The organism is Vibrio sp. D404a, assembly GCF_030248535.1.
In the GTDB taxonomy this organism is placed as follows: Bacteria; Pseudomonadota; Gammaproteobacteria; order Enterobacterales; family Vibrionaceae; genus Vibrio.
Map to the genome: position 1 here is coordinate 79390 of NZ_JAHGAJ010000014.1, position 25895 is coordinate 105284.

Here is a 25895-nt window from a genome sequence, read left to right on the forward strand (position 1 = left end):
CTATGTCAAATAAGAAAAAACGCCCCACTTTACAAGATGTTGCCAATTTAGTTGGCGTCACCAAAATGACCGTAAGTCGCTGTTTACGAGACCCTTCTCAGGTGTCTGAAGCACTACGAGACAAAATCAATTCAGCGGTTGAAGAGCTGGGTTATATCCCAAACCGCGCCCCAGATATCCTTTCTAATGCAAAAAGTAACGCTATCGGCGTGTTGGTTCCCTCGTTAACAAACCAAGTTTTCGCAGAAGTGATCCGAGGGATTGAACAGGTTACCGCACCTGCGGGCTATCAAACCATGATTGCCCACTACGGCTATAGTGAAGAGCTTGAAGAGCAGAGCATCGCCTCACTACTGTCTTACAACGTAGATGCGATCATCTTGTCTGAAAACGTCCACACAGAACGTGCTCGTAAGATGCTACAAACCGCGTCTATTCCTGTTATTGAGATCATGGACTCTGTATCGCCGCGCATAGAGCAAGCGGTCGGCTTTGATAACTTTGATGCCGCGCGAGAAATGACCAAAGTGATGATCACTCGAGGTCGTCAGAATATTGCCTATCTTGCGGCGCGCATGGATGAACGTACTCGCCTTAAGATGGCAGGCTATGAGCACGCAATGGAAGAGCATGCGCTTACGCCACTTACCATCCAAACCGAAGAGGCCTCTTCATTTACATTAGGAGCTAAGTTGCTAGGTGAGTTGCTAGAAACACATCCTGAGGCTAACGGCATCTTCTGTACCAACGATGACTTGGCTATTGGTGCTTTCTATGAATGTGTTCGACGAGGTATTCAAGTGCCTGAGCAGATGGCGATTGCGGGTTTCCATGGTCACGATATCACCATGACAATGACTCCACGCCTAGCGACGGTGATTACTCCAAGGGAGCAGATAGGCAAGGTGGCAGCAGAGCAAATCGTATCGCGCTTGCAAGGTAGATCAGACTGGACGGCGAAGCTGGATTTGGGTTATGCCATTGAGCTCGGTGAAAGTATCTAGCTGCTTATTCCTATCATCAAAAAAACGCCCTTACCGTTGTCGGTTAAGGGCGTTTTCATGTTCGGGTTGCTAGTTGCTTAAACCGAAAATCGTTACTTAAGCATCCGCTTGTGCTTTCGCGTCTTCTTGCTTTAACACTTTATGGCCATCTTCACTCACGCCACGTTTCCAGTAGCTGCTGATGTAGATGTTCTCTTTTGCCACTTCCTTTTCATTGCGGAAGTATTGGCGAAGTGCTCGCATATTCTCGAATTCACATGCTGTCCATACTGCGGCAGTGCCTTCAAGCCACTCTAGCTCACGAACCTTATCCGCAAGTGATGCTGCTTGCTCTGATTCCACCAACCAGATGATCTCAAGACCACTTGGTGCGTCTAAAGGCTGCTGGTCTTCTTGTGAAGCGATTTGAATCACGGCGTAGCCCTTTGCATCACGCGGCAGGCTTTTTACTTTCGCTGACAGTGCAGGAAGGGAAGTCATGTCTGCTGCGAGGAAGAACCAATCTGCTTGGTTGTTTAAGCCTTGAATAAGGCCCGGACCGCCAATCGTGATGGTCTCACCGTTCTCAACATTCATCGCCCAGCGAGCGGCAAAGCCACATTGAAGGTCAACCGTGTTATGACGAACAAAATCGACTTCGATTGAAGGCACTTCTGGGTTAAATTCACGAATAGTATAAGTACGCATGGTTGGGCGTTTGCCCGGCTCAAGAGTCGTCAAGTCTGTGCCACCTAACTCATTAAACATCAACTTGATGTAACCACCTTCACAGTCGTTTGGGAAGCGACTCAGGCCTTCACCACTGAGGGTAATGCGCTGCATGTTTGGGGTAACGGTATGTGTATTAGTAACAGTAACTTGGATAGGACTTGGCTTACTCATATTCGACTCTCTTTCTATATAAGCTATCTATCATAGTAGCCTTCTTATATTGACTCAATAACAATAGTTATCATTTACATGAATTTACATCATTCATTTTTTGCATAAACGATAGAGCATGGATCAGGTTGTGAAATGGAGCAGAAATAAAAAACGCCCTAATCAGGTATTAGGGCGTTTGGGGCTTAGTTATGCGATGTAATTATGCAATGTAGCTATGCAATGTAATTAGGCGATTTCATTATTCGACGTAATTACTGTGCAGTTGGGTGAGTGAATTAGCTGTTTGCTTCTTCTAGCTCAACCGCTTGCTCTGCATTTTTCGCTGCGTCTAGCATCTTACGAATGACGAACGATGCCGCCATCGCGATAGCAACCATCACAACCGCTAGTACAGTCAGAAGTTGGAAGTAGTCGCCGTAAACCGTTTGAACGATCTCTTGAGTGATCTCTTGACCTTTCTCTAGCGCGATTGACGTAGAGAATACCGCACCAACGATACCCGATAGCGCGATAGCAACAGAGAATAGACTTACAGAGAAGTTCTCGATGTGCTTAGGTGCTACAGATAGGATGAACGCAACGACCATTGAACCCACGATAACTTCCGCGATTGCTTGGAAGAAGTGGATTGCTAGGAAGATCTCTGGACGGATGATTACGTCTTCGCCCACGGTTGTTACTGCGAACGTTAGGATACCAAACGCGATTGCCGTTAGTACAAATGCCAACGCAACCTTAGTCGCTGTTGATAGGTGAATATCGCGTTTCTCAAGCATACCGAAGAAACCAGCAACGATTGGACCACCAACCATACACCACAGTGGGTTCATCGCCATTGCAGCTTCAGGCTCTAGTGGGATGAAACCAAATAGAGAACCTTTAAGCGTGTTGATCGCTACCATGTTCATCGATGTCATCATCTGACCGTAGTACACGAAGAAACACGTCGTTAGGAAAGTGATGATTAGGATAGTACCCATCTTCAGAGACTCAGATTTGCTTGCTTTAAACATTAGAGAAACGAAGTAAAGGATAGCTGCGCCGCCGATAGCGTAAACGATGTTTTGACCTACATCCATGTTAGAGAACATGAAGAATACAAGGCCGATCATCGCCGCTGAAAGTGCTGCAAACATTGCCCAGTTTTTTGCTGGAACTGGTTTTTGGTCTAACTCTGCACCAACTTCAACAAGGCCTTTACGACTCATGATAAGCATACCAAGTGCAGCTGCAGCCATAATGCCCGAGATAGCGAAACCACCGTGGAAGCCAATAACCAGCACGATCATTGGGAATAGGTATTGACCTAAGAAAGCACCCACGTTGTTGATTGAGTAGTTGATTGGGTAGCCTTTCTCAAAGTCTTCTTGAGAGTTGAACGTACGTTTGTACAGGCTTGGGTAAGATGGAGACATCAAACCGCGACCGTAACTTGCTAGTGCGATACCACACATAGAAAGCGGAACGTTGGTTGCGGATGCACCTAGCACTAAAAGTACGTAACCAGAAGCGAATGCTAGGAAACTGATGGTTAGAGAGCGGTAAGCACCTAAGAACTTATCGGCAATGAAGCCACCGGCGATCGCAAATAAAGGACCGATTGCAGAAAACGCACCCACGATCATCATGGTGTCCGCTTCGTTGTAGTTCAGGTCTTCAAGGAAGAAACGGGTTAAGCTAACGAGTACGCCATAGAATGATAATCCAAACATCATTTGGCAGAACATCATTGATTTATTTAATCTATTCCACATTATTTTCTTCTCACATTTATATTTAGATATAGTGTAATTGCCTAATTATAATATCATTATCAGCAAGACATAAACTGAAACATTTGTCTCATTAGAACTTTTACTCGCCGTACCTTTTCTTATGTGGGCATTCATATTTTTCATGAATGAAATTTGCAAGGTAAGATTGCGCAGGGCGATGTCTCACTATTTGAAAGCGGTTTCAATCTAAGTTCCCAGTTCATAAAGAGATTTTGATTACATAATGAACGCACCAGATTTACAGAGTGCTATTGAAGTTTATAAATGGGCATTTCCAAGCGAACAAAAAGCCAGCTCGGAGGCTGGCTTTGTTTTAAATTTGGAAACTTAGTTTACCGTTGTGAGAGGTGTCTTCAAATCAGGTTAATAAGACTTACCATCAAAAATTGTTATTCACACGGCGGCGCCATATGAATCACTGCTAGACCACCCAAAGAGGTTTCGCGATACTTTTTGTTCATGTCTTTACCTGTTTGGTACATGGTCTCAATTACCTTGTCCAAAGAGATCAAACATTTGCTGGTTCGTTTCAGTGCCATTCGTGAGGCATTGATCGCCTTCATTGCACCCATGGCGTTACGCTCGATACAAGGAACCTGTACTAGGCCACCAATTGGATCGCAAGTCATCCCTAGTGAATGCTCCATAGCGATTTCCGCAGCAATGCAGATCTGCTCGTTGCTGCCACCACGCAGTGCAGTAAGGCCCGCTGCCGCCATTGAAGAAGAGACACCGACTTCGCCTTGGCAGCCTACCTCAGCACCCGAAATGGAGGCATTGGTTTTGTATAAGATGCCAATCGCGCCAGATACCGCAAGGAAGTCTTTGAGCTGTTTGGTGTCGAGTTCTTTGATAAAGCGGTGGTAGTACATAAGAACAGCTGGAATAACACCTGCCGCGCCATTGGTTGGAGACGTTACTACTTGACCACCCGCAGCGTTTTCTTCGCTGACAGCAAACGCGAACAGGTTAATCCAATCCATGATCTCCATTGGATCGTTTTCAATCGCGGCATTGGCCTCTAACTTTTTCAGCAGAGCAGGGGCGCGTCGAGTGACATCAAGGCCACCATCGAGGATACCTTCAGTCTCAAAGCCACGCTGCATACATAACGACATTACTTTCCAGATCTGCTCTGTACGTTGGTTAATGGCTTCCATATCTTGGAATGAGGTTTCGTTGCGTAGCACCAATCCGCCTAAGCTAAGGCCGTTTTTATCCGCAAGTTCAAGCAGCTCATCTGCAGAACTGAAAGGAAATTCAACGTGTGTTTCTTGTTCTTGCTTACCGTTTTGCAGTTCGTCTGCAGTCGCAATGAAACCACCGCCAATCGAGTAATAGGTCTCTATATCGAGCAGAGTCCCATTGGCATCGAACGCTGATATGGTCATGCCATTTTCGTGCAATGGAAGGTTGGTCGTGTGAAACAGCATGTCAGTCTCTACGTCGAAATGGACGTTATGATGGCCGCTAACGGCAAGACTTTTCTCCTCAATGGCTTTTTGCATCGCTTGATTGGCGCTGCTGATCTTTATGGTGTCCGGCTTGTTACCTAGTAGACCCAAAATCGTAGCACGGTCGGTGTGGTGCCCTTTACCCGTTAGAGAAAGGGAGCCATAAAGGTCAATTTGAACTCTCGCCACTTCTTCCAGTTTAGAGGCGATTTTTTGCGTGAATTGAAACCCTGCGATCATTGGTCCATTGGTATGTGAGCTTGATGGACCAACGCCAATCTTATAGATATCAAAAATAGACAGCATAATAACTTCCTGTGAAGGGGTTCGCTCTATGCGAACTCTCATGTAACTGTTTTTACATACCTCGCTTCTTATGAGCATAGTGTATGAGTGATGTTGTTATGTTTATACTCATGGGTATTTTTGCCGAATAAGGGTGTTAGGTTGGTGAATCCTTCCTATCACGCTCATGCGGTTTATTACCTATAAAGTTGTCATCAATAGTGAGCGGTATTGCGAGCAACTCATGAGAATTTAAAAATACTTTTGTTAACAAGTATTGTATACATAATTCACTCTATCTAATTCCGAAAACGAGACTTGTACATAAAATGAGCATCAAAAACCTTGTAGTTGTTCTGGGTAAACGGCTAAATAAGAATGAATTGACTGCAGAAGGGCGGGGTAGAGTTGAAGCCGCAATTCATTATTTGGTTGAGCGGTCACAAGAACACTTGGCAGTCGCGTTTTGCGGCGGGATTACGCCGGGGCAAGAAAGCTCGGAAGCAGAAGTGATGTATCAATACTTCCAACAACTCGAAAGTCAGCTTGCATACCCTTTAGATATTCAGGCGAGGCTATTAGAAAAGAGATCGACCAACACCATCGAGAATATCCAGAACCTCGCACAAGAGCTGCTTGAAAGTGGCTTGTTTGAAGCGGGGCAGTCTTTGAACGTCATCTTCGTCTCTAACGATTATCATCTACAGCGTATCTTTGAGATCCAATCTCTAATGGATGCACAAGGCTTACTTAAGGTATTGGAAGAGCGTTGCGCTGCATTGGGAATGCGTTTGAATATAGAGCGCGATATCGAGAAGCATGTGGCTGTGCCATACCCTCACCATAGCCTACGCGGACAACTGTTTTTATTGATTGATAGCTTGACTACCTATCGTGTCTACCTTGAAGGTACTGTGGCAGGTCGTTTTGTTGGACAAGAACAGCAGACGAGAAAAGTGCCCGCTCGATTAGGACTTGAAGCGATCGATAAAGCAATACAACTCTCAAAGAGCGGTCAGTTTAGTTTGTTAAATTCGCTGCTGCCTTTACTACAAGGTTGTATTGATGAGACTCCAGCAGGTACAGATAAAGAAAAAGTCAGGGAGTATCTTGCGCTGCTGGATACTAACCTGACTTTACTCAACCGCAACCTCGATCCAGAACAAGATCTGAATACACGCTGGTGGCGTTAATCGGTTTTCGACTCTAATTGGTTGTCTATGTTAGTCTGCTTTCTGTTTAAAGCCGATGACAGTTTTAACGCTCGCAAAGGCAATCAAACAGTAACAAAGTAACTCTGTGCCTTCTTCAGCAATGTTCTTCACTTCGCGAACGTAAAAGTCACCCATTACGTTATGCCAGAAGCTTCCCATACCAAATAGGCGAGAAAAAACCAGCAGTAACATCACGCCAGTGATCAGCAAGTTCATGTGTGGTGACGCCAAGATGTAAGCCAATTGATCTAGGGTGCGTTTACCATTTTTGATCGCGTAGTAGATGGCGCTGCCAGCCACAAGAATGGCTGGGTAAACCCAAGAGCCGTGAGAGATCTGATCAAACCAAAAGTCGAGCTCTCGGATGAACATAACGGCAAAGAATGCGCTGATTAAAAGCGCAGCATGTTTTACTTCACTTCTCTGCTTAGCTAAGTAAGCAAATGCACCGGAAGAAATGAGTAGAAGAAACTGCTCTAGCATCTCGGTTACCGACGTTTCACTGATAGAACCACCCAGCAACACGAAATCAATACGCAGAGCTAGGTTAACAATGATACCGATAGCAAGCACGATCAGCGCGGTTTGGCAGCGCTTGAAAATCACTTGAGATGTCGATTGAGAAAGTTTGAATTCAGGGACTTCTAGAGACATTGAGCTAAGATCGCTGTTTTTCGTTTGGCTTTTCATAATGAACAGTTTGTAAATAAATGTAACACAGAGAACATTCTATAGACGGTGAGAACGCTAATGTCAGAGAAATGTTAGTAATAAAACACTGTTCATTTGCGGTGCGTACCGTAAAAGTAATGAAAACAAGGGGAACAATGAGGGGAGGTGTTAGAAATTTTCCCGCGTAATCAGCGAGATAGATTGGTCAATCAAGTGGCACTTGGCCACTTGAAATCGGAGTACTAGCTTTCTGCTTTTTCTTCGTGGTTTTGACGATAGTATTCCCACTGTTCAACACGATCACCGTTCTCGAAGATACAGTAGGTGGTGCGTTGATTGTTTTCAGTCACGGTTTCAAGCTCTGCTCCTTGTTGAACACAGTAAACCGCAGCTGGGTTTGCCACTGAAACACGCTCTGATTCACTGTACTGGTCGTACTCGCTCGCACAACCCCCTAAAACCAAAGTGAACATTGCCATCAAGCCAATTGTTTTCATGCTATCTCCTTAGCAAGGTTAGGAAGCTCTTTTAATGAGTATATTTTAGAATCAGAAAAAATCCGTGATAATTTAAGCAACAGGTTGAATTAGGGCAATATTTCTTCAGGTTTAGATAGATTTTGAGTGTTGGATCAAGCTTACTCATATCGCTTCAGTATGGGTAAGGTGAATGTCTTGATTATAGATATTCTATGCGGTTATCTTAGCGTGATATGTTTGATGACAAAGGAATGAAGATGTCAGACCAAAAGTACCGACTCGTAACTCGTAGCGATTTTGATGGCCTTGTGTGTGCCGTACTTCTTAAACAGCAGGACTTGATCGACGATATCAAGTTCGTTCATCCCAAAGATATGCAAGATGGCATCATCGAGATCACTGAGAATGATATCGTAACCAACCTGCCTTATGTTCCGGCTTCATACCTGACCTTTGATCACCACCTTTCAGAGACGATCCGTAACACCGGTGAACGCACTAACCACATTATTGATCCTGATGCGCCTTCTGCGGCCCGTGTTGTATGGGATCACTATGGTGGCCTGGCGACTTTCCCGGCGGAGTGGCAAGAGATGATGGAAGCGGTCGACAAAGGCGATTCGGCGCAGTTCAACAAAGAAGAAGTTTTGGATGCGCAAGGTTGGAACTTGCTCAATTTCCTGATGGATGCTCGTACTGGTCTTGGCCGATTCCGTGAATTCAGAATCTCCAACTACGCGTTGATGATGGACCTGATTGATTATTGTAAGAACCACACGATCGAGCAGATTCTAGAGCTTCCAGACGTAAAGGAACGTATCGACCTTTATCGTGAACACGAGCAGAAATTCAAGGAGCAGGTGACGCGTTGTGCGCAGGTACACCAGAATCTCGTACTTCTTGACCTCACTGGCGAAGAGACGATCTACGCAGGCAACCGCTTTATGATTTATGCGCTGTTCCCTGAGTGTAATATCTCGATTCATAAGATGTGGGGCTTTCAAAAGCAGAACATCGTATTCGCGACTGGTAAATCGATCTTTGATCGCAGCTCAAAAACGAACGTGGGTGAATTGATGCTGCAATACGGTGGCGGCGGTCATATTGCTGCAGGCACTTGTCAGATTGCGATTGATGAAGCGCCTCAGGTTCAACAAGCTCTGATTGAAGTGATTACTGCAGACGGTTAAGCCTGCTCTAAGCTAACAAACTGAATAAAAAAGCCTTACATGGGACTCGAAAAGGGTAAAACACGTAAGGCTTTTTTCGTTTGAGGTGCCTTCTGGTTTATCAGCTTTGGCACAGTTAAGCATTGAATCATATGCTTGAATTCAATCTATTGGTGATTGTGATATGATGCCGCCAAATTCTGCAGAGCAATAACGATAATGAGACACCTAAAAACAACGATTCACCCAGATATTGAACATCTAGATAACAAGACGGTTTATAAGCGTAATGCAGCACGAGCGATCGTGCTCGATGGTGAAAATATCTTGATGTTATACACCGAGCGCTACCATGATTACACTATCCCAGGTGGCGGTTTAGATGAAGGTGAAGACGTGATTGCAGGTATGGTTCGTGAACTGCAAGAAGAGACGGGTGCTCAGAATATTCACGGTATTAAGCCTTTTGGTATCTTCGAAGAATTTCGTCCTTGGTACAAAGATGATGCGGATATCATGCATATGATTTCTTACTGCTATACCTGCAAAATCGATCGTGAGCTTGGCGCAACGGCCTACGAAGATTACGAAGTGAAAAACGGTATGAAGCCGGTGTGGATTAATATCCATGATGCCATTGCTCACAACGAAAAGACGATCGCAGAAAGCGAAAAGAAGGGGATGAGCATTGAGCGAGAAACCTTCCTACTGCACCTAATCGCTAAAGAAATGCTATAGTTTAAAAAATGCTTTAGTTTAAAGAGTTCGCAGGGGTAGCACAGTCTAGTGCTACCCTTTTTTGTTGCCACCTATCCCTTTTTGTTACCACCTATCCCTTTTTGTTACCACCTACCTCTCTCAATCCTATCTATCACCCTCAATCGAGCATTATTCTTATACTCGCCATGTCTCATATTTGTAATGTTTATTGATAAACACTCGATTTTATAACTTCAAATAATGTAACTTTCGCCATAGTGCTTCTTTACCAATGGTTTAAGTGGTTTGCATTCTGTATTCATGCAATGCGCCTTTGAGTCATTTCCGTATTTCAGGCCGGCATACTATGAATGGTCAAATTATAGAGAGAGTAAAATGAAGAAAGTCGTTATTGCGCTGATGTTGTTGATGCCTTTACATCTGTCAGCTTCTGAGTCATCGAAAAGAGAGAAAATAGACCTGCTGGTTGAAGTGATGAATCTCGATGAGACGCTAGATGCTATGCATGTTCAGATACGTAACATGATGAACAATATGAATCAAAAATTTGAATTGACGGAGTCTGAGCGCCCACTGTTTGAAGAATATCACCAAAAGGTTAGTGCTGTAATGGAAGCTCAGCTGAGCTGGCAGCAGTTTGAACCTATGATGATCGATATCTACAGTAAGCATTTCACTGAACAAGAGATCAGTGCGATGTTAGATTTTTACCGCTCTGAGAGCGGGCAGTCGATTTTGAATAAAATGCCCGTGGTAGTGCAAGAATCGATGATTTCAAGCCAAGCGATGGCACAGAGATTGATGCCAGAAATTCAAGCGCTTACTGAAGAGTTTCATCGCGACCTCAAGAAGCATCGACAGCAATAAAGATAACCGCATCTTTGAGGCAAAATAGGTTTAACACACTTTGATATAACCATTAGGCAGATAACGGAGAGGTAACATGGATTTGGTACTCTATAGTGCTGCTGGATCAAACAGCTCTGAGCGAGTGGAGTGGCTTCTAAATTACAAAGGTATTGCATACCAAAGGGTAGAAGTCACATCGCAAGCGTTACAAACGAGTTATTTGTCCATCAATCCGTTTGGGTATGTGCCTTCGTTGTCTGTTGATGGCGCTGTTTTGTCTGAATCTATGGCGATAGCGGAATACATCGAAGAGCAGTTTGACGCGCCTTCTTTACTGGGTGACGACTTATTGCGAAAAGCCAATATACGTCGAGTGTGTGAGTTTGTTAACTCGACCATACACTCTCCACAAAATCGGACGGTGCTACGTTTTTTACGCCCTGAACTTGAGGAAAGTTCGAAGCGTACGTTACGTGGAGAGTGGATTTCAAGGTGTCTGGATAAGCTCAGACCGTCGATCTGCTTGGACTCAAATTATGCAATTGGCCACCAGTTTAGTTTGGCTGATATTTTCATCGCTTCTATCTATAAAAAGGCGCTGCAACACGGCTCTGCGCCTATCCCTTTTTATGACTCGCATCTACATAGCTTGCGAAGTATCGAACGCATTGCGAATGCAGAACCATAGAGACCTGGTTAAGTTACTTATTGGGTGATTTTTTCATATAAGAAGTCGATCAGCACTCGCACTCGTCGAGCCTTTTGAGTATTGCGATGGAAGTAGAGGTAAAGGCCTGCAGTTTCTCCCCAGTGCTGCTCAAGTACAGGGACCAATTCCCCAGATTTGAACAGCGGTTCGACCATAGGTGAGATAATGCGCCCAAGCCCCAGTCCTTTCTTAGCTGCATCGACCATAAGATCGGTGTCGTTCACAGTAAGGGCGGTTGGGATCTTTACATTGACGGTATTGCCTTTCTCTATCATTGGCAACTGCGCCACCTTTTTCGAGGTGATAAAGCGATATTGGATGAGCTTGTGTTGCGATAATTCGTTAATGTTCTTGGGCATGCCGTAGGCATCGATATAAGCAGGGGAGGCAAACAGGGCTTCTTTGAAGTTGGGAGTAAGCGGCTTGGCGATCATTCCTTCTTCCACCTTGTCCCCAAAACGAATGCCGAGATCCATGCCTTCTTTCAAGATGTCGATGGTTCCGTCATAAATCGACAACTCCAGTTGAATCTCAGGAAAACGTAGGCAGAACTCGGCGTAGATAGGTGCCAGCAAGTATTGGTACACAAATCGCGGCACGGTAATAGATACGCGTCCTGATGGGGTTTTACTGAGGTCGGCGACGCTTTCTACCGCAAACGATAGGTCATTCATCGCATCGGATGTTCTCTCATAGAGTGTGTGGCCTGCTTCTGTCAGCTCTACCCGGCGAGTCGTTCGAGTGAATAGCGGCAACCCCAATTGAGTTTCCAGCGCTTTAAGGGCTTGGCTTACAGAAGGAGGCGCTACATCTAGCTGTCTAGCCGCCCCAGATATTGAGCCTTCACGTGCAATCGCATGAAACATAAGTAGTTGATTATATGTCGTCCCTTTCATTATCAGCCTCTGATCCTCTCCAATAGTTCATATCATTTTAGCTAATTATTAGTTTTTTCCTAATAGTTATTTAGATATTGATTGTCTAAAAATAAACAATGAGTGTGAGTATGATTAACCCACTTATTCATAACGATGAAGATAGCGAACATGAGCAAAACGGTTGTTATTTCGGGTCACCCGAACTTAGAAGAATCTTACACAAACACAGTTATTCTGGATGCCTTACAAGAGGGATTGAATGATGTATCAGTACGCCGACTAGATAGCTTGTACCCAGATTACAAGATCGATGTAGCGGCGGAGCAGCAAGCATTGATTGAGGCAGATGTGATTGTGCTGCAGTTCCCGTTCTACTGGTATTCGGTGCCCGCTTTAATGAAGAAGTGGTTAGACGATGTCATGTCATTTAACTTTGCTTACGGTCCGGAAGGAGACAAGCTAAAAGGCAAAGAGTTCTTCTTGTCGTTTACGATTGGCGGCCCAGCTGAGTCTTATGACCCTCTCGGCTATAACCATTTCACCATCGAGCAGCTAGTGTTCCCGCTTCAGCAAACGGCCTATCTTGCTGGTGTTAAATACAATAAGCCTGTTTATACACATCGAATGGTTTACATTCCTAACGTATACAATGAGTTAGAAGAAGTACAAGCGAGAGCCAACGATCACGCACAACGATTGATCTCTGCGATTCGTGAAGTGACCGAGTCTGACGAGTCTCGTCTTCATCGTTTTGTTGCTGAATGGTTCGAACAATTTGATCGACTACCAGAGCAGAGCGAGTACTTTACTCAGGCACTGAGCGATAAAGTATTACTGACTATGCCGGAAGGAGAGTTTGTAGGTCATGCTGGTTTTAATGACTGGTACAAGATGGCACGAGCGACTTTTAAACCAAACTGTGAGCATGATGTTGAGCAGCTTGAAATCAAACAAACAGAACAAGGCTATCAACTGAATCTGCGCATTCGCCTTAAAGCAGAGACCTATTCAAATTCACTGCTTAAAGGGGAGTCATTAGAACTTACCGTCAATGAAACGTGGCAGTTGTCGTTGGATGAACAAGGGAAGGTCACCATTCATGAATACCTAGTCGTGCCTTTGGTGAGCTAAAAACGTCGTTGATTAACTAAGAATGACTCTAGAAAAATAGGCCGCTTCAGGCCTATTTTCACGTTATATGAACCGGTTTAAACGCAGCACAAAGCAGCAGTGATGCTCAATCTAAAAGAGCAATTGCAGATGTAACCCTTAGATCTGTCAGAAGAGTTTGTTCTTTTTCAGCACAATATTCTCTATGCGCTTTCCATCCTTAATATTCCCGATATGTATCTTTATCGTGATGTGCATAACACAATTTGATAAATTCGGTAACGTTCCCGAAAATTATCTATATTATCGCTAATCAATGAAAGGGAGGTCATTATATCAGTGCAAATAATCACTTATGTACCTATCTTTCGTTCAATTAATCCATTCTAAGCCTACAAATTTTATTGGGAACGTTTGCGAATATTCTTAATATCATTACGTGGGACAAAGGAAATGAAACAACATAAATTAGCAGTCGCTATCACAATGGGTTTAATCAGTTGGCCAACTATCGCGTCGACCGGCGTTGAAGCGCTAGAGCAACGCATTAGTGAGCTGGAGCAACGTATTGAGCAGACAGAAAAGGTGTCGCTCGCCGCTGACGAGAAGGCGTCCAGTTTTGAATTTCATGGTTATGCTCGTTCGGGCTTATTGATCAATGATGACCTGAACGGCGCAACAGGTACGGGGCCATATATGACGGCCGCCGGAGCGATTGGTGCGCCAGTAGGGCGACTTGGTGTTGAGGACGACCATTATGTCGAGGCAAACCTGATTCATAAGCGTTTTGCGGATGACGGTTCAAGCGCACTATTTCGCATTATGCTGGCTGACAGCACTGAGACGAACAATGAATGGACGGCAAGTGAGAGCCAGCTAAATGTGCGCCAAGTCTATTCCGAATTGAATCGACTCTCGATGTTCTCAGATTCAGAGGCGTTTTCGGATGCGACATTGTGGGCGGGTAAACGATTTGATAGAGACAATTTTGATATTCACTTTTTCGATTCTGATATCGTGTTCTTGTCCGGTACAGGTGCTGGCGTTTACGACGTAAAAATGAGCGACAATTGGAAAGCCAACTTTTCTATCTATGGTCGTGATTTTGGGGAAATTGATAGCTCTTCAACCGATGTCGAGAACTACATCGCAACAATGAATAACCGTATCGGTCAATGGCAGTTGATGCTAAGCGGGATGACATCTTCGGATAATAATAATCGTGTTGATGGTGCCGCGGATAACGGTGTTCATGCGATGCTTGCCTTCCACGGTGAGAGTTTTTACGGAGTGAGTGAAGGCTTCTCAAAAACCGGTTTCTTAGTCGGGAGTGGTCTTGGTGCAGAGCTGAAGGGCATTGGGTCTAATGGTGATTTAACGGATGATGCCAAGGCGGTGAGACTGTTCAGTTATGGTGTAACACGCTTTGGTGATAACTGGCGAGTAGCACCAGCATTTATGGCGGAGCGCAGTCAGGATCGTCTAGAGCAGAATGACGAGTTTACTTGGGCGTCAGTCAATGTACGACTGGCTCAAGAATTTACCGATAACTTTGAGATGGTCTACGAAGGCTCATACCAATACATGGATCTGGACAATTCAGTAGATCAAGCCAATGGCAGTTTCTATAAAGCGACCATTGCTCCAACGTTTAAAATGTCGACAAGTGCAGGCTTCTTTGACCGACCAGAGCTGCGTTTTGCTGTCAGTTACGTTGATTGGAGTGAAGAGCTAAACGGGTATGCGATCAGCCAAGAAGCCGATGCTGCAACCATGGGCGAGGGAGGTGAAGTCTTGTTTGCCCTGCAAATGGAAACGTGGTTCTAGACCCGTAAGTTAATGAGTATTCTTACTTTCGCGAATAGTCCTTATAGGCTGGTAGTGCAGTAGATTAGCGTTAATGTTGAAATAAAAATGCCAACCCGTGAGGTTGGCATTTTTGTCTCTAGCAAGACTGCCTATCAATATTTTTGAATGTCAGGACCATTTTGCTCATCTCAAAGCCCTTGTTTGCTATTCGATCTAATAGAAGTTTTGCGCCATTTTCACCCGCTTTATCAAACGCATAGTTAAAGGTCGATAGAGTAGGAGTGCACACCGAAGCAAGTTCATCGTCACCGACTCCCAATACTAAGATATCTTTGCCAGGTACGAGACCTTTCTCTTGAATCGCTCTCATTGCCCCAATCGCGATTCTGTCGGTGGCACAGAACAAGCCGTCTAGTTTTGGGTGCTTTTCGAGGTGTTCTAGTGCTAATGCGTAACCTGACTCGATCGTGAAATCGCCACGAGCATGAAACTGCAGCGCTAAATCATGAAAGCTAAGTGCTTCGGTGAAACCTTGAGAGCGCAGCTTATCAACGGCAATATCATCACCCTGAACACCAATAAAGCCCATTGACTTACAGCCTTTAGCTACTAAGCGATTTCCCGCTTCAAAGCCGACGCGTGTATCGTCATGAATAATACTCGGTATGTTGAACATTGAGCCATCCTGACCCACGACGATGACCGGTACCGCTGAACTTTGAATGGCTTTGACTAAGACTTTATCGAGATGTGTCGCGTATAGGATTATCCCTTCAACGCGCTTCTGGTTGAAGATCTGAATGTACTCAAGTTCTTTTTGATGTGCTTGGTGAGTGCTGGCTAGTAATACATGTTTACCTGCTTGCTCTAACACGGCTGTGAGGCCATCGACGCCTTGTGATGTCGCGTGCGATGAGACGCGTGGCACAATCACACCCACAAGATTCGTCTTGCTAGACTTAAGATCTTTGGCGACTTGATTGGGGACATACCCACACTCTTCGACGGCTTTACGTACCTTGACCTTCGTGGCTTCTTTTACGCCATATTCATCATTAATAACACGTGAAACTGTCGACTTTGAGACGCCAGCTAACAGTGCAACATCGTGCAGACTAGCCATTCACTCTATCCATTTATTCTATTTTTGGGATTGTTTGCAAAGAGATGAGACTCGTTGCGTAAGTTAACTGCGATTTTAACCTTGTCGGATACCTTTAGGGAGATAATTTAACGATCTTTCTCACACTAATGGGGAGACATCTTTGATCATTTGTTAGGAATCAGCAAAAATTTGTTTTGCAAACGTTCCCGAAAAATTCCGAAAGGCTTTAATTAATAATCCAATGGGGTATGAAATGAATTATCCGGCAGTAGCAAAAGAGCTGTTAACTCTATTAGGTGGCAAGGACAATATTACCGCTCTTGCACACTGTGCAACGCGTTTACGCCTTGCTGTGGCAGATGAACAAAAAATCGATGAGCAAGCGATTGAAAATCTAGATGGTGTAAAGGGGCAGTTTAAAGTCGCAGGCCAATATCAGGTTATTTTCGGTTCGGGAATCGTTAACCAAGTTTACGCTGAAATGGCGAAACTGACTGGCATGAGTGAGATGTCGACCAATGATGTAGCGTCAGCTGGTGCAGATAACCAGAACATTCTTCAGCGAGCGGTCAAAGGCTTGTCAGACATTTTCGTGCCTATTATTCCGGCGATCGTGGCTGGTGGTCTGTTGATGGGTATTTACAACCTGTTGACAGCGCAAGGCTTGTTCATCGATGGCCAATCCTTGATTGATGCAAACCCTGGATTGACTGATCTGGCGAACATGATCAATACCTTCGCTAATGCTCCTTTTGTATATCTACCTATTTTATTAGCGTTTTCAGCAAGTAAGAAGTTTGGCGGCAACCCATATTTGGGTGCAGCACTCGGTATGCTGATGGTTCACCCTGAGCTGCTCAATGGCTGGGGATTCGGTGGCGCAGCCGTGACCGGTAACATTCCTGTTTGGAACATTATGGGCTTTGAAATCCAAAAAGTCGGTTACCAAGGCTCAGTATTGCCAGTACTAGTCTCCGCTTTCATTCTTGCAAGGGTTGAACTTGGCTTGCGTAAGGTGATTCCATCGGTTCTGGATAATCTACTAACACCGCTACTGGCGATCTTTATTACGGGTTTGTTGACGTTCACTGTGGTGGGGCCATTCACGCGTGATATCGGCTTCCTACTCGGTGATGGCCTAAACTGGCTGTACAACTCTGCTGGCTTTATCGGTGGTGCGCTATTTGGATTTATCTATGCGCCATTTGTTATCACAGGTATGCACCACAGCTTTATAGCGATTGAAACACAACTACTTGCAGATATCGCAATCACTGGTGGCACGTTTATCTTCCCAATCGCGGCAATGTCTAACGTCTCTCAAGGCGCAGCAGCTCTGGCTGTTGGTGTGATGAGTAAAGACAAAAAGATGAAGGGAATTGCGATTCCTTCGGGCGTGACCGGTCTGCTTGGTATCACTGAGCCTGCGATGTTTGGTGTGAATCTCAAGCTGCGCTATCCATTCATTGCTGCAGTATGTGCTGCTGCGCTATCGAGCGCTTTCATCACCATGTTTAACGTTAAGGCACAAGCACTAGGTGCTGCTGGTCTGCCAGGCATCATCTCGATCACGCCAGAAAAGATTGGTTACTACGTAGCGGGTATGGGCATCGCGTTTATCACTGCGTTTGTTCTAACGGTTGTGCTTGGCATGCGTGAACAGGTAAAGCAAAAGCGTAAGGTAGCCGCTTAAATATGAACTCCTTAAGGGTGGGGTTCCCCCAATTCCACTTCTTTTCCTAAATTGTTAGGGCGCTAGCCAAGAGAACTATCTTGGCTAGCCTTTTTATTTTTTGTTTGGTTTAGGCAACTAGCAACATTGCTTAGTGACCAAAATTTTTAGTTTTAAGGTAAGAATCATGAATCAAGTATGGGTAACGGGTGATGCAGTCGTTGATTTAATTCCAGATTCGGACAATACGTTATTAAAGTGTCCGGGCGGAGCCCCTGCTAATGTCGCGGTTGCGGTTACTCGCCTCTCTGGAAAAAGTGCTTTCTTTGGGCGAGTTGGAGATGATCCCTTTGGTCGTTTTATGAAGGCCACGCTGACTAACGAAAATGTAAACACCGATTTTTTGGTTCAAGATCCAAAGCACAGAACATCAACAGTGGTGGTTGATTTGGATGATGATGGCGAACGAAGCTTTACCTTTATGGTTAAGCCCAGTGCCGATCAGTTCATGGTTGAAGACGACATTCCAAGTTTTCAGAAAGGCGACTGGTTACACGTCTGTTCTATTTCTCTTGCCAATGAACCGAGCAGAAGTAGTACATTTGAAGCGATCAACAGAATTAGACGCATCGGTGGATTTGTAAGTTTTGACCCAAATCTGCGCGAAGAGGTATGGACGAATCCTTCTGAAATTAAAAGTACGGTAATGAAAGCCGTAGCACTGGCTGACGTGGTCAAATTTTCTGAAGAAGAGTTGATGTTTTTGACGGGGTCTCAATCGGTTGAACAGGGTTTAAACGCTGTCGCTGATTTTGAAAACCGACTCATTTTAGTGACTCAAGGGGCTAAAGGTGTATGGCGAATCTTTGATGGTTCAGGAAAGCTCGTAACTGGTCAAGCCGTTCAGCCAGTCGATACTACTGGTGCAGGCGATGCTTTCGTGGGAGGGCTGCTTGCACGACTTTCCCAACAGCAACAGTGGGATAATCTAACCACCATCGATAAAGCGATCGAGTGGGCAAATGGTTGTGGTGCGCTCGCAACGACGCAAAAAGGTGCTATGACTGCACTTCCTACTCAAGTAGAGCTTATTCAGTTCATTCGCTAACTCCAGCTACCCTAATGAAAATTGAGATTATTCTATGAGCGTAAATTCTAGTTGGACTAGAGAGCAAAGGTATCGTCGTTTAGAGCAGATCACCCCACAAGAAATCGAACACATGGAACTGGCTCGTCAGCAAGATGAAGGCTTCCCTAGTTACCACATCGCACCGAAATTTGGTCTACTGAATGACCCAAATGGCTTGTGTTACTTTAATGGTGAGCATCATATTTTTTATCAGTGGACACCAGTAGGCCCTGTTCATGGTATGAAGTACTGGTACCACGTCTCGACTAAAGACTTCGTTCATTTCACTGATCATGGTGTGGCTCTTAACCCCGGTCAAGACTACGATTCCCATGGTGTCTATTCGGGCGGAGCTTTGGTTGAAAATGATCAAGCTTTACTCTTTTTTACGGGTAACAAACGAGACCAAAACTGGATAAGAGAGTCGACACAATGTATCGCTACTTTGTCTGCGGATGGGAAGGTAGATAAACAGGGCGTTGTCATCGAGAATGACCACTACACTGAGCACTTTCGCGACCCTAAGGTATGGAAAAAAGACGATCAGTATTTTTTGGTGGTGGGAGCTCAAACGCCAGATGAAAAAGGGTCGATGGTGCTTTATCAAAGTACAGACCTGACCAACTGGCAACACAAAGGTCCGATCAAAACACGCTACCAAGACTTTGGTTACATGTGGGAGTGTCCAGATTTCTTTGAGATAGATGACAAGTCAGTGATGTTGTTCTCTCCACAAGGTGTTTCTAGTAATAATCCCTACGATTTCAAGAACATTTATTCGGTGGCTTACATTGTTGGTGACAGATTGAACCTTGACTCGATGGAGCTTGAAGGCCATCAAGACATTATTCAACCTGACTACGGCTTCGACTTTTATGCCCCTCAAACCTATGTAGACGAAGTTGGTCGTCGTATTTTGATTGCTTGGGTTGGCCTGCCCGACATTGATGCACCGTCGGTAAAAAATCAATGGGCGGGGATGCTGTCATTACCGCGTGAGTTGCGTTTGGAAGAGGGCTACCTTGTGCAATCGCCTTTGGTTGAAATCGACGCGCTGAAAGGTGTAGGTGAAGCGTTTTCTGGTTCTCATCTTGTAGAGCAAACAAGCTTTATGCTGCGCTTGGAAGTCGACAGCGATGAGTTTGCTTTGGAGTTGAGAAATGCGCGTGGAGAGAAGGTAACGTTTAGTGCGAATGAAAAAGAGTTCATTCTCGATCGCGGCCAAATGTCTCAGAACTACGCCCAAGAGTATGGCGATATACGCAAAGCACCAAGATTGACTCAAACACAAGTGATTGAAGTGTACGTTGATAAGTCGGTTATGGAGATCTTCATCAATGGCGGAAAGCACACCATGACCAGTCGTTTCTTTATCGATGAACTACAGCTTATTAGTGAGCAGGGCGTAAAACACGTGACCTATTATCCGATGCGTGCCGTGACAGGACTCTACCAAGAGTAGAGAACACGTATCGTCATTCGAAAAACAAACGACCTTCAAGTTCACCTGCTTGAAGGTCGTTTTTGTTGGTCGCTGAGGATTATTTACCGTTCAGTTTCAATGCAGAGAAAGTAACGCTGTTGTAGTCACCATTCTTCTTGTCGGTTGCAAAGTCACCAGTACCCGCACAACCCGGCCCCCAGATTGGGTGCGAATCGTTCACGCTACATTGACCGTATGCGCCGGCTTTAAAGTAGAAGTCATCTTCAGCGTAACCTGTAGGGAAGTCTTTCTCATCAATCCCTTTACTCAGGTCAATTTCGTATTTCACCGTGTCATGACGTGCGGTTTCAAATGTCAGATACATCATGGTCTCTTTCACTTCAACGCGGTAGCTGAACTCCTCACCCAACTTGATGCCCGCTTTGCCCGGCTCTTTTGGGTTTTCCCATGTGTTCCCCCAAACTGGATAAGCGATATCAGCACGGTTTGGATCTTTCTTCGCTAAGTTACGCTCGTAGTTCCAAAAAACGGAGCCGTATTCATGACCCGGAAATTTCTTGTAGAAGATCTTAAGTGGCTCATTACCGTGACCGTATCCGGTTTTAGCCTTGATGAGCTCGTCGTGTTTTTTTGCATGGATTTGTCCTACAACAACAGAGTGAGCAGGGTACTTTTCTGGGTGCTTGGCATTAACCGATACATGGTCAACTTTTAGTGTCGCTTCTAGCGTACCGCCGACCGCGCTGTACTTGTCTGCTTCTGGGTGACTAGAGAGCGCCCATTGATTGAGTTTGCCATCGGTAAGAATGTTGTCGAAGTTTGCGCCGCGTGGCATTTGACGAAGTTCAGAGCGAGCGTTTTTCGAGTTCTTAGTTGTGATCGCTTTGTTGTGCACTTCAAATACAAGGTGCCCATCTTCGTTTAGGAAGAAAAAGTCTTCATGCGAGTAGCTCATCATTGCGACGCCTTCGATCTCGTCGATACGCCCATCTTCATTGATGTCTGAAGGAATGGTGATTTTCCAATTACGCATATCAAACTTATCAGCAGGCACCGCATGTGAAACACCATTATTGGCGATATCCGCCATGGCCGTGAGAGGCATAGACAACAAGATAGATGCAGCAATCAGGGTTCTTTTGTTCATTATTAGTTACTCTTATTATGTAATATTGTCATACATAATAGTTATCACTGAAACAAGAAAAAGGGTTGACCGCGCTATGTGTAAATAAGATCACATTTTTCATTGGTTTTTACTTGTTCACTGTGAGGGCTGTCTTGATCTTCTTGCTAACAACTCCCTTTGCTGTAACTGCCTCTCTGACAAGCTCATCAATAAACCCATCTAAGGAGTTACAACCTTAATTGCGTTATGTTATAACGTAACAATAAATTGAGCGTCAGCGCCTTTGTTGTGAAGGACAAAGGTAACCGCTGTTTTAGTCGGAATGGCTGCCTCAATCTTTAACAATGAAAAGGAGCTTGTTAAATACTATGTCTGCAACGCTGATCAAAAATGCTCAAGTGGTGAATGAGGGGACAGTCATAGAGACTGATGTGAGAATTGTCGGCCAGCGAATCGACCAAATTGCCAAGGGGATTGAAGCGCATCCAGACGATAAGATCGTCGATGCTAAAGGTCGCTACCTTATTCCGGGAATGATTGATGACCAAGTGCATTTTAGAGAGCCGGGTTTGACGAACAAGGGCTCAATAGCCACTGAATCTCGAGCAGCTGTCGCTGGTGGCATTACCAGTTATATGGAGATGCCAAACGTAAATCCTGCAACGACGACAATTGAGGCTCTAGAGAAAAAGTTTGCCATAGCTGAAGAGCGTTCATTGGCGAACTACTCGTTCTATCTTGGGGCGACGGAAGATAACTTAGAGCAAATTAAACGCTTAGATCCGAAAACCCACTGTGGTGTCAAAGTGTTCATGGGCGCATCGACTGGTAACCTATTGGTTGAAGACCCGGAAGCATTGGAAGCGATCTTCCGTGAATCACCGGTTCTAATTGTGACTCACTGTGAAAGCGGTGCAGTGATCCAGAAAAACCTAGACAAGCTTAAGCAATCGAAAGCGACACTGGAAATTGACGATCATCCAGTATTGAGAGACGACGAAGCCTGTTATGCCTCTTCTTCTTACGCTGTTGGTTTAGCGAAGAAACACAACAGTCAGCTACACGTACTGCATATCACCACCGAGAAAGAGTTGGCCTTGTTTGAGAAAGGTCCAATTGAAGGAAAGAACATCACGGCAGAGGCGTGTGTGCACCACTTGTGGTTTAGCAATCAAGATTACGCCACTTTGGGCAACCAGATTAAATGTAACCCAGCGGTAAAGTACGCCAGCGATCGCGATGCGATAGTTGCGGCTCTTAAAACGGGTCAAATCGATATTATCGCGACGGATCATGCTCCTCACACTTGGGAAGAAAAACAAGTCCCTTACGAACAAGCCCCTGCAGGCTTACCTCTAGTGCAGCATGCCTTGTTAACACTGTTCGATCACGTCAAAAGTGAGCGTATGAGCATGACACAAGTGGTTCAGAAAACCGCGCACAACCCATCTATCCGCTATGGTATCTGTGATCGTGGATTCATCCGAGAGGGCTACTTTGCTGACTTGGTACTTGTCGATACTGAATCTTCAACTGAAGTGACTCACGAAAACAGCCTATATCATTGTGGTTGGACGCCTTTTGCCGGTCATACCTTCTCTTCTCGTATTGAGAATACTTGGGTCAATGGTCAACTTGTTTATGAGAACCAAACCGTGACTGACCAACCCGTTAAAGCGATGCGTCTAGCATTTGAGCGATAGTTTAAGGGTTCACGACCTGTAATAAAAAGAGTAAATGCAATGTTAAGAAGAAACCCAAGTGGCCATATGCCGCAAGTCTCCGAGCAAGCCTTCATCGACCCTACAGCAATCATCTGTGGCAAGGTGATCATTGAGGAGAACGTGTTTATCGGCCCATATGCAGTGATTCGTGCCGATGAAGTGAACGAAGAGGGCGATATGGAAGCGATTGTCATCAAACGTGATACCAATATTCAAGATGGCGTCGTGATTCACTCAAAAGCAGGAGCGGCTGTGACTATTGGAGAGCGTTCGTCGATCGCACATCGTTCTATTATTCATGGACCTTGTGAAGTCAGCGACGATGTTTTTATTGGATTCAACTCGGTGGTGTTTAATACTGTGATTGGTAAAGGATGTGTGATCCGCCATAACTGCGTTGTCGATGGAAGAGACCTTCCAGAGAACTTTCACGTACCGCCGATGACCAATATCGGGGCGGAGTTTGATTTAAACAGTATCTCTAAGGTACCGCCAGAGTATTCGGCGTTTTCTGAATCGGTTGTCTCGGCGAATCACACGCTTGTTCAAGGTTACAGGAGAATTGCCAATGAGCTCTAAACCAGCACCCATCTCAGGTGTACCCACCAATATCATTACTGGATTTTTAGGAGTTGGAAAAACATCCGCTATTCTCAATTTGATGAAGCACAAGCCAGAGGGAGAAAAGTGGGCGGTATTGGTGAATGAGTTCGGTGAGATAGGCGTAGATGGCAGCCTGATTCAAGGGCAGAAGCCAGACGCTAAGTCTGTGTTTATTCGTGAGGTACCGGGAGGCTGTATGTGCTGTGCAGCTGGTCTTCCGATGCAAATCGCCTTGAATCAGCTACTGACAGAAGCCAAACCTGATCGTCTGTTAATTGAACCTACGGGTTTAGGGCACCCAAAAGAGGTGTTAGAGGTACTCTCTTCAGAGCATTATCGTCAGGTACTCTCTCTGCAGAAGAACATCACCCTAGTGGATGCTAGAAAGTTATCGGATACACGCTACACTGAGCACGATACCTTCAATCAACAGATCGCGATTGCTGATACTGTAGTCGGTAATAAAATCGATCTATACCAAGACGGCGACAGAGAGAAGCTGGAAGCCTACGTTGCTGCGGTGGCAAAGCCCAACACCAAAGTTGTCTTTGCTGAACACGGTGAGATTGCTCAACATGAGTTTGATGGTGATACTCAAGCACACGCTCATGCGCATCACCACCATCATCACGGGCACAGTAAGCCTTTAGCTTCCGATATTCCGATGCCTGAAAATGGTGTGATTAAAGCGATGAACAGTGGTGAAGGCTTCCAAAGTGTAGGTTGGCGTTTTTCTTCGGATAAAGTATTCGATCGTGAAGCGGTTATTAAGCTGTTATTGACGATGGATGTGGAGCGAATGAAAGCCGTATTCATTACTCAAGACGGCATTTTTGGTTACAACCAAACCTCTGATGGTCTGTCAGAAGCTGAACTGGACGATTGCAGCGAAAGCCGTATTGAGGTAATTGCGACTGACATTGATGCCGAGTTAGAAGATAAATTACTGACCTGTCTTGTTTAATCTCGCTATGTCTTAGGTGGCTGAAGCTTGCTTTGAAACGCGTGCATTACAGTCACTGACTTATTTGCTTTGATTGATAAGTCGCGAAAAGAAGCCCCTATAAGACGTTAGGTCGTACTATAGGGGCTTTTTTTGGGGTTAATGTAATTGCGTCTTGTGTGTCTCAGGTGAGCTTAGGAGACAATCACTTTTTTCTTTTCAGCTAAAGCCATAGCGATGTTAGCTGCGCCATAGGCACTCTCGTTAATAAAGTGCGGGTAGACTTCCTTTTCGCTCTCCCAAAGCACATCGTATCCGAAGAATGTGGCCAGTATCGGGTCACCTTGCTTAACCACTTCGAAGTCACGTCCACATATTGTCGGGTGTACCGTTGCAGCGCGCATGCCGTCGTGATCGAGTGGGATTTGAACCTCTTCAAGGTAATAATATGCGTCGTAGTTTTCGACCTCTCCAACCTGATCCAAATTGTGTTTTTCGACATAATCTAGAACCAAGGTCAGCATCTGTTTCATTAGTTCCAATGAGTTGTAGGTCAATGATCCATGTGCTTGAGCACCGACTTCAATCATGACGCCATGCTGGCCTGTTGTGCAAAGGTATGGTTGATCTTGCCACGGCTTACGATCTTCAAACAGGATGTTGGCATCCGGCATGCGCTGCTTAACGTAGGCGCCCATCTTTTCATAAAAAGGGTCGTTTGAAAGCAAGATGAGGGTCGCACCCATATTGCTGGTGGTGTTGTGAAGATCGACGATGAGTTGCTTGTTGTTGTCGGAGTGCATTGAAGCAATCTTTTCTGCGAGCGCTTGCTCCGCGTTGACTTGATCCGTGTCGGCTTGGCTGTTGGCGTTGTTTCCTGATGCGAACTGGCGGTTGAGGTCGTTATCGATGAAACGAACGTTCTTTTTGACTGCTTCTGGGTTACCAGTCATCGACAAGACCGAGAATGTCGCGCGGTCTGCATTGTATAAGCGATCTCGGATGAGCTTTTGTAGATAGATCCCTGTTAACTCGTTGCCATGTGTACCCGCAACCAGTAGTACGCGATTAAGTTTTTCCATGTGCATGATGTTCCAAATGTTACTGCGCTTGAACAGTACGCAACCTTACGGC

The 25895-nt window shown here is 45.1% G+C and carries 23 protein-coding genes; 14 read left to right on the plus strand and 9 right to left on the minus strand.

The genetic code is table 11. The annotated features are described in order from the left end of the window. The first annotated feature begins 2 nt into the window (after positions 1 to 2). Entirely contained in the window at positions 3 to 1004 is a 1002-nt protein-coding gene (gene gntR / locus KI655_RS08400) for a gluconate operon transcriptional repressor GntR (RefSeq protein ID WP_285403639.1), read from the plus strand. Positions 1005 to 1100: 96 nt separating this feature from the next. Here the strand turns inward: gntR and KI655_RS08405 are convergent, their stop codons facing one another. The 3 genes from KI655_RS08405 to KI655_RS08415 form a co-directional block, all read right to left on the minus strand. Continuing rightward, entirely contained in the window at positions 1101 to 1886 is a 786-nt protein-coding gene (locus tag KI655_RS08405; RefSeq protein WP_285403640.1) for a siderophore-interacting protein, read from the minus strand. A 278-nt stretch (positions 1887 to 2164) separates the two neighbouring features. Next, positions 2165 to 3643, minus strand: coding sequence for a peptide MFS transporter (locus KI655_RS08410; protein WP_285403641.1), 1479 nt, complete (start codon positions 3641 to 3643; stop codon positions 2165 to 2167). Between the two features lie 410 nt (positions 3644 to 4053). After that, positions 4054 to 5424, minus strand: coding sequence for an L-serine ammonia-lyase (locus tag KI655_RS08415; protein ID WP_285403642.1), 1371 nt, complete (start codon positions 5422 to 5424; stop codon positions 4054 to 4056). A 308-nt stretch (positions 5425 to 5732) separates the two neighbouring features. Between KI655_RS08415 and KI655_RS08420 the strand changes: the two genes are divergently transcribed. Continuing rightward, a complete protein-coding gene (locus tag KI655_RS08420) occupies positions 5733 to 6596 on the plus strand; it encodes a YdcF family protein (RefSeq protein WP_285403644.1) in 864 nt (287 codons plus the stop codon). A 30-nt stretch (positions 6597 to 6626) separates the two neighbouring features. Here the strand turns inward: KI655_RS08420 and KI655_RS08425 are convergent, their stop codons facing one another. Further along, positions 6627 to 7307, minus strand: a complete 681-nt coding sequence (locus KI655_RS08425; protein WP_285403645.1) for a hypothetical protein — start codon at positions 7305 to 7307, stop codon at positions 6627 to 6629. 224 nt (positions 7308 to 7531) lie between these two features. Next, entirely contained in the window at positions 7532 to 7786 is a 255-nt protein-coding gene (locus KI655_RS08430; protein WP_285403647.1) for a DUF333 domain-containing protein, read from the minus strand. 239 nt (positions 7787 to 8025) lie between these two features. Between KI655_RS08430 and KI655_RS08435 the strand changes: the two genes are divergently transcribed. The 4 genes from KI655_RS08435 to KI655_RS08450 all read left to right on the plus strand — a co-directional run bounded on the left by KI655_RS08435 (position 8026) and on the right by KI655_RS08450 (position 11194). Next, positions 8026 to 8958 carry an exopolyphosphatase gene (locus KI655_RS08435; protein WP_285403648.1) on the plus strand — a complete coding sequence of 311 codons (933 nt, stop codon included), beginning with the start codon at positions 8026 to 8028 and terminating at the stop codon, positions 8956 to 8958. A gap of 198 nt (positions 8959 to 9156) precedes the next feature. Continuing rightward, positions 9157 to 9675: an NUDIX hydrolase gene (locus tag KI655_RS08440; RefSeq protein WP_285403650.1), complete on the plus strand. Its 519-nt coding sequence runs from the start codon at positions 9157 to 9159 to the stop codon at positions 9673 to 9675. A gap of 357 nt (positions 9676 to 10032) precedes the next feature. Beyond that, the gene (locus KI655_RS08445) at positions 10033 to 10524 is read left to right on the plus strand and encodes a DUF2059 domain-containing protein (protein WP_285403652.1); all 492 of its coding nucleotides are present in this window, start codon (positions 10033 to 10035) and stop codon (positions 10522 to 10524) included. 76 nt (positions 10525 to 10600) lie between these two features. Continuing rightward, positions 10601 to 11194: a glutathione S-transferase family protein gene (locus KI655_RS08450; protein ID WP_285403655.1), complete on the plus strand. Its 594-nt coding sequence runs from the start codon at positions 10601 to 10603 to the stop codon at positions 11192 to 11194. A gap of 17 nt (positions 11195 to 11211) precedes the next feature. On the opposite strand, the gene KI655_RS08455 is transcribed toward KI655_RS08450, so the two are convergent. Next, the gene (locus tag KI655_RS08455; RefSeq protein WP_285403657.1) at positions 11212 to 12111 is read right to left on the minus strand and encodes a LysR family transcriptional regulator; all 900 of its coding nucleotides are present in this window, start codon (positions 12109 to 12111) and stop codon (positions 11212 to 11214) included. Between the two features lie 150 nt (positions 12112 to 12261). Here KI655_RS08455 and KI655_RS08460 point away from each other — a divergent pair, with 150 nt between their 5' ends. Beyond that, entirely contained in the window at positions 12262 to 13224 is a 963-nt protein-coding gene (locus KI655_RS08460; protein WP_285403659.1) for an NAD(P)H-dependent oxidoreductase, read from the plus strand. A gap of 432 nt (positions 13225 to 13656) precedes the next feature. Beyond that, positions 13657 to 15030, plus strand: a complete 1374-nt coding sequence (locus KI655_RS08465; RefSeq protein WP_285403661.1) for a carbohydrate porin — start codon at positions 13657 to 13659, stop codon at positions 15028 to 15030. A gap of 118 nt (positions 15031 to 15148) precedes the next feature. Here KI655_RS08465 and KI655_RS08470 read toward each other — a convergent pair whose 3' ends face one another. Next, entirely contained in the window at positions 15149 to 16135 is a 987-nt protein-coding gene (locus KI655_RS08470) for a LacI family DNA-binding transcriptional regulator (protein WP_285403662.1), read from the minus strand. A gap of 235 nt (positions 16136 to 16370) precedes the next feature. Here KI655_RS08470 and KI655_RS08475 point away from each other — a divergent pair, with 235 nt between their 5' ends. The 3 genes from KI655_RS08475 to KI655_RS08485 all read left to right on the plus strand — a co-directional run bounded on the left by KI655_RS08475 (position 16371) and on the right by KI655_RS08485 (position 20380). Beyond that, positions 16371 to 17810, plus strand: a complete 1440-nt coding sequence (locus KI655_RS08475) for a sucrose-specific PTS transporter subunit IIBC (protein WP_285403666.1) — start codon at positions 16371 to 16373, stop codon at positions 17808 to 17810. 166 nt (positions 17811 to 17976) lie between these two features. Then, the gene (locus KI655_RS08480; protein ID WP_285403668.1) at positions 17977 to 18897 is read left to right on the plus strand and encodes an aminoimidazole riboside kinase; all 921 of its coding nucleotides are present in this window, start codon (positions 17977 to 17979) and stop codon (positions 18895 to 18897) included. Between the two features lie 34 nt (positions 18898 to 18931). Further along, positions 18932 to 20380: a sucrose-6-phosphate hydrolase gene (locus KI655_RS08485; protein WP_285403670.1), complete on the plus strand. Its 1449-nt coding sequence runs from the start codon at positions 18932 to 18934 to the stop codon at positions 20378 to 20380. A gap of 79 nt (positions 20381 to 20459) precedes the next feature. Here KI655_RS08485 and KI655_RS08490 read toward each other — a convergent pair whose 3' ends face one another. Next, entirely contained in the window at positions 20460 to 21467 is a 1008-nt protein-coding gene (locus KI655_RS08490) for a polysaccharide lyase family 7 protein (RefSeq protein WP_373417294.1), read from the minus strand. Positions 21468 to 21859: 392 nt separating this feature from the next. Between KI655_RS08490 and KI655_RS08495 the strand changes: the two genes are divergently transcribed. The 3 genes from KI655_RS08495 to KI655_RS08505 are packed head-to-tail and all read left to right on the plus strand — an operon-like array spanning position 21860 to position 24782. Further along, positions 21860 to 23194, plus strand: a complete 1335-nt coding sequence (locus KI655_RS08495; protein ID WP_285403672.1) for a dihydroorotase — start codon at positions 21860 to 21862, stop codon at positions 23192 to 23194. Positions 23195 to 23233: 39 nt separating this feature from the next. After that, positions 23234 to 23794 carry a carbonate dehydratase gene (locus tag KI655_RS08500; RefSeq protein WP_285403673.1) on the plus strand — a complete coding sequence of 187 codons (561 nt, stop codon included), beginning with the start codon at positions 23234 to 23236 and terminating at the stop codon, positions 23792 to 23794. Further along, complete coding sequence (locus KI655_RS08505) at positions 23784 to 24782, plus strand: GTP-binding protein (protein ID WP_285403674.1); 999 nt, start codon at positions 23784 to 23786, stop codon at positions 24780 to 24782. The genes KI655_RS08500 and KI655_RS08505 overlap by 11 nt, the downstream gene beginning before the upstream one ends. A 173-nt stretch (positions 24783 to 24955) precedes the next feature. On the opposite strand, the gene KI655_RS08510 is transcribed toward KI655_RS08505, so the two are convergent. After that, positions 24956 to 25843: an aspartoacylase gene (locus tag KI655_RS08510; protein WP_285403675.1), complete on the minus strand. Its 888-nt coding sequence runs from the start codon at positions 25841 to 25843 to the stop codon at positions 24956 to 24958. Positions 25844 to 25895: the final 52 nt, after the last annotated feature.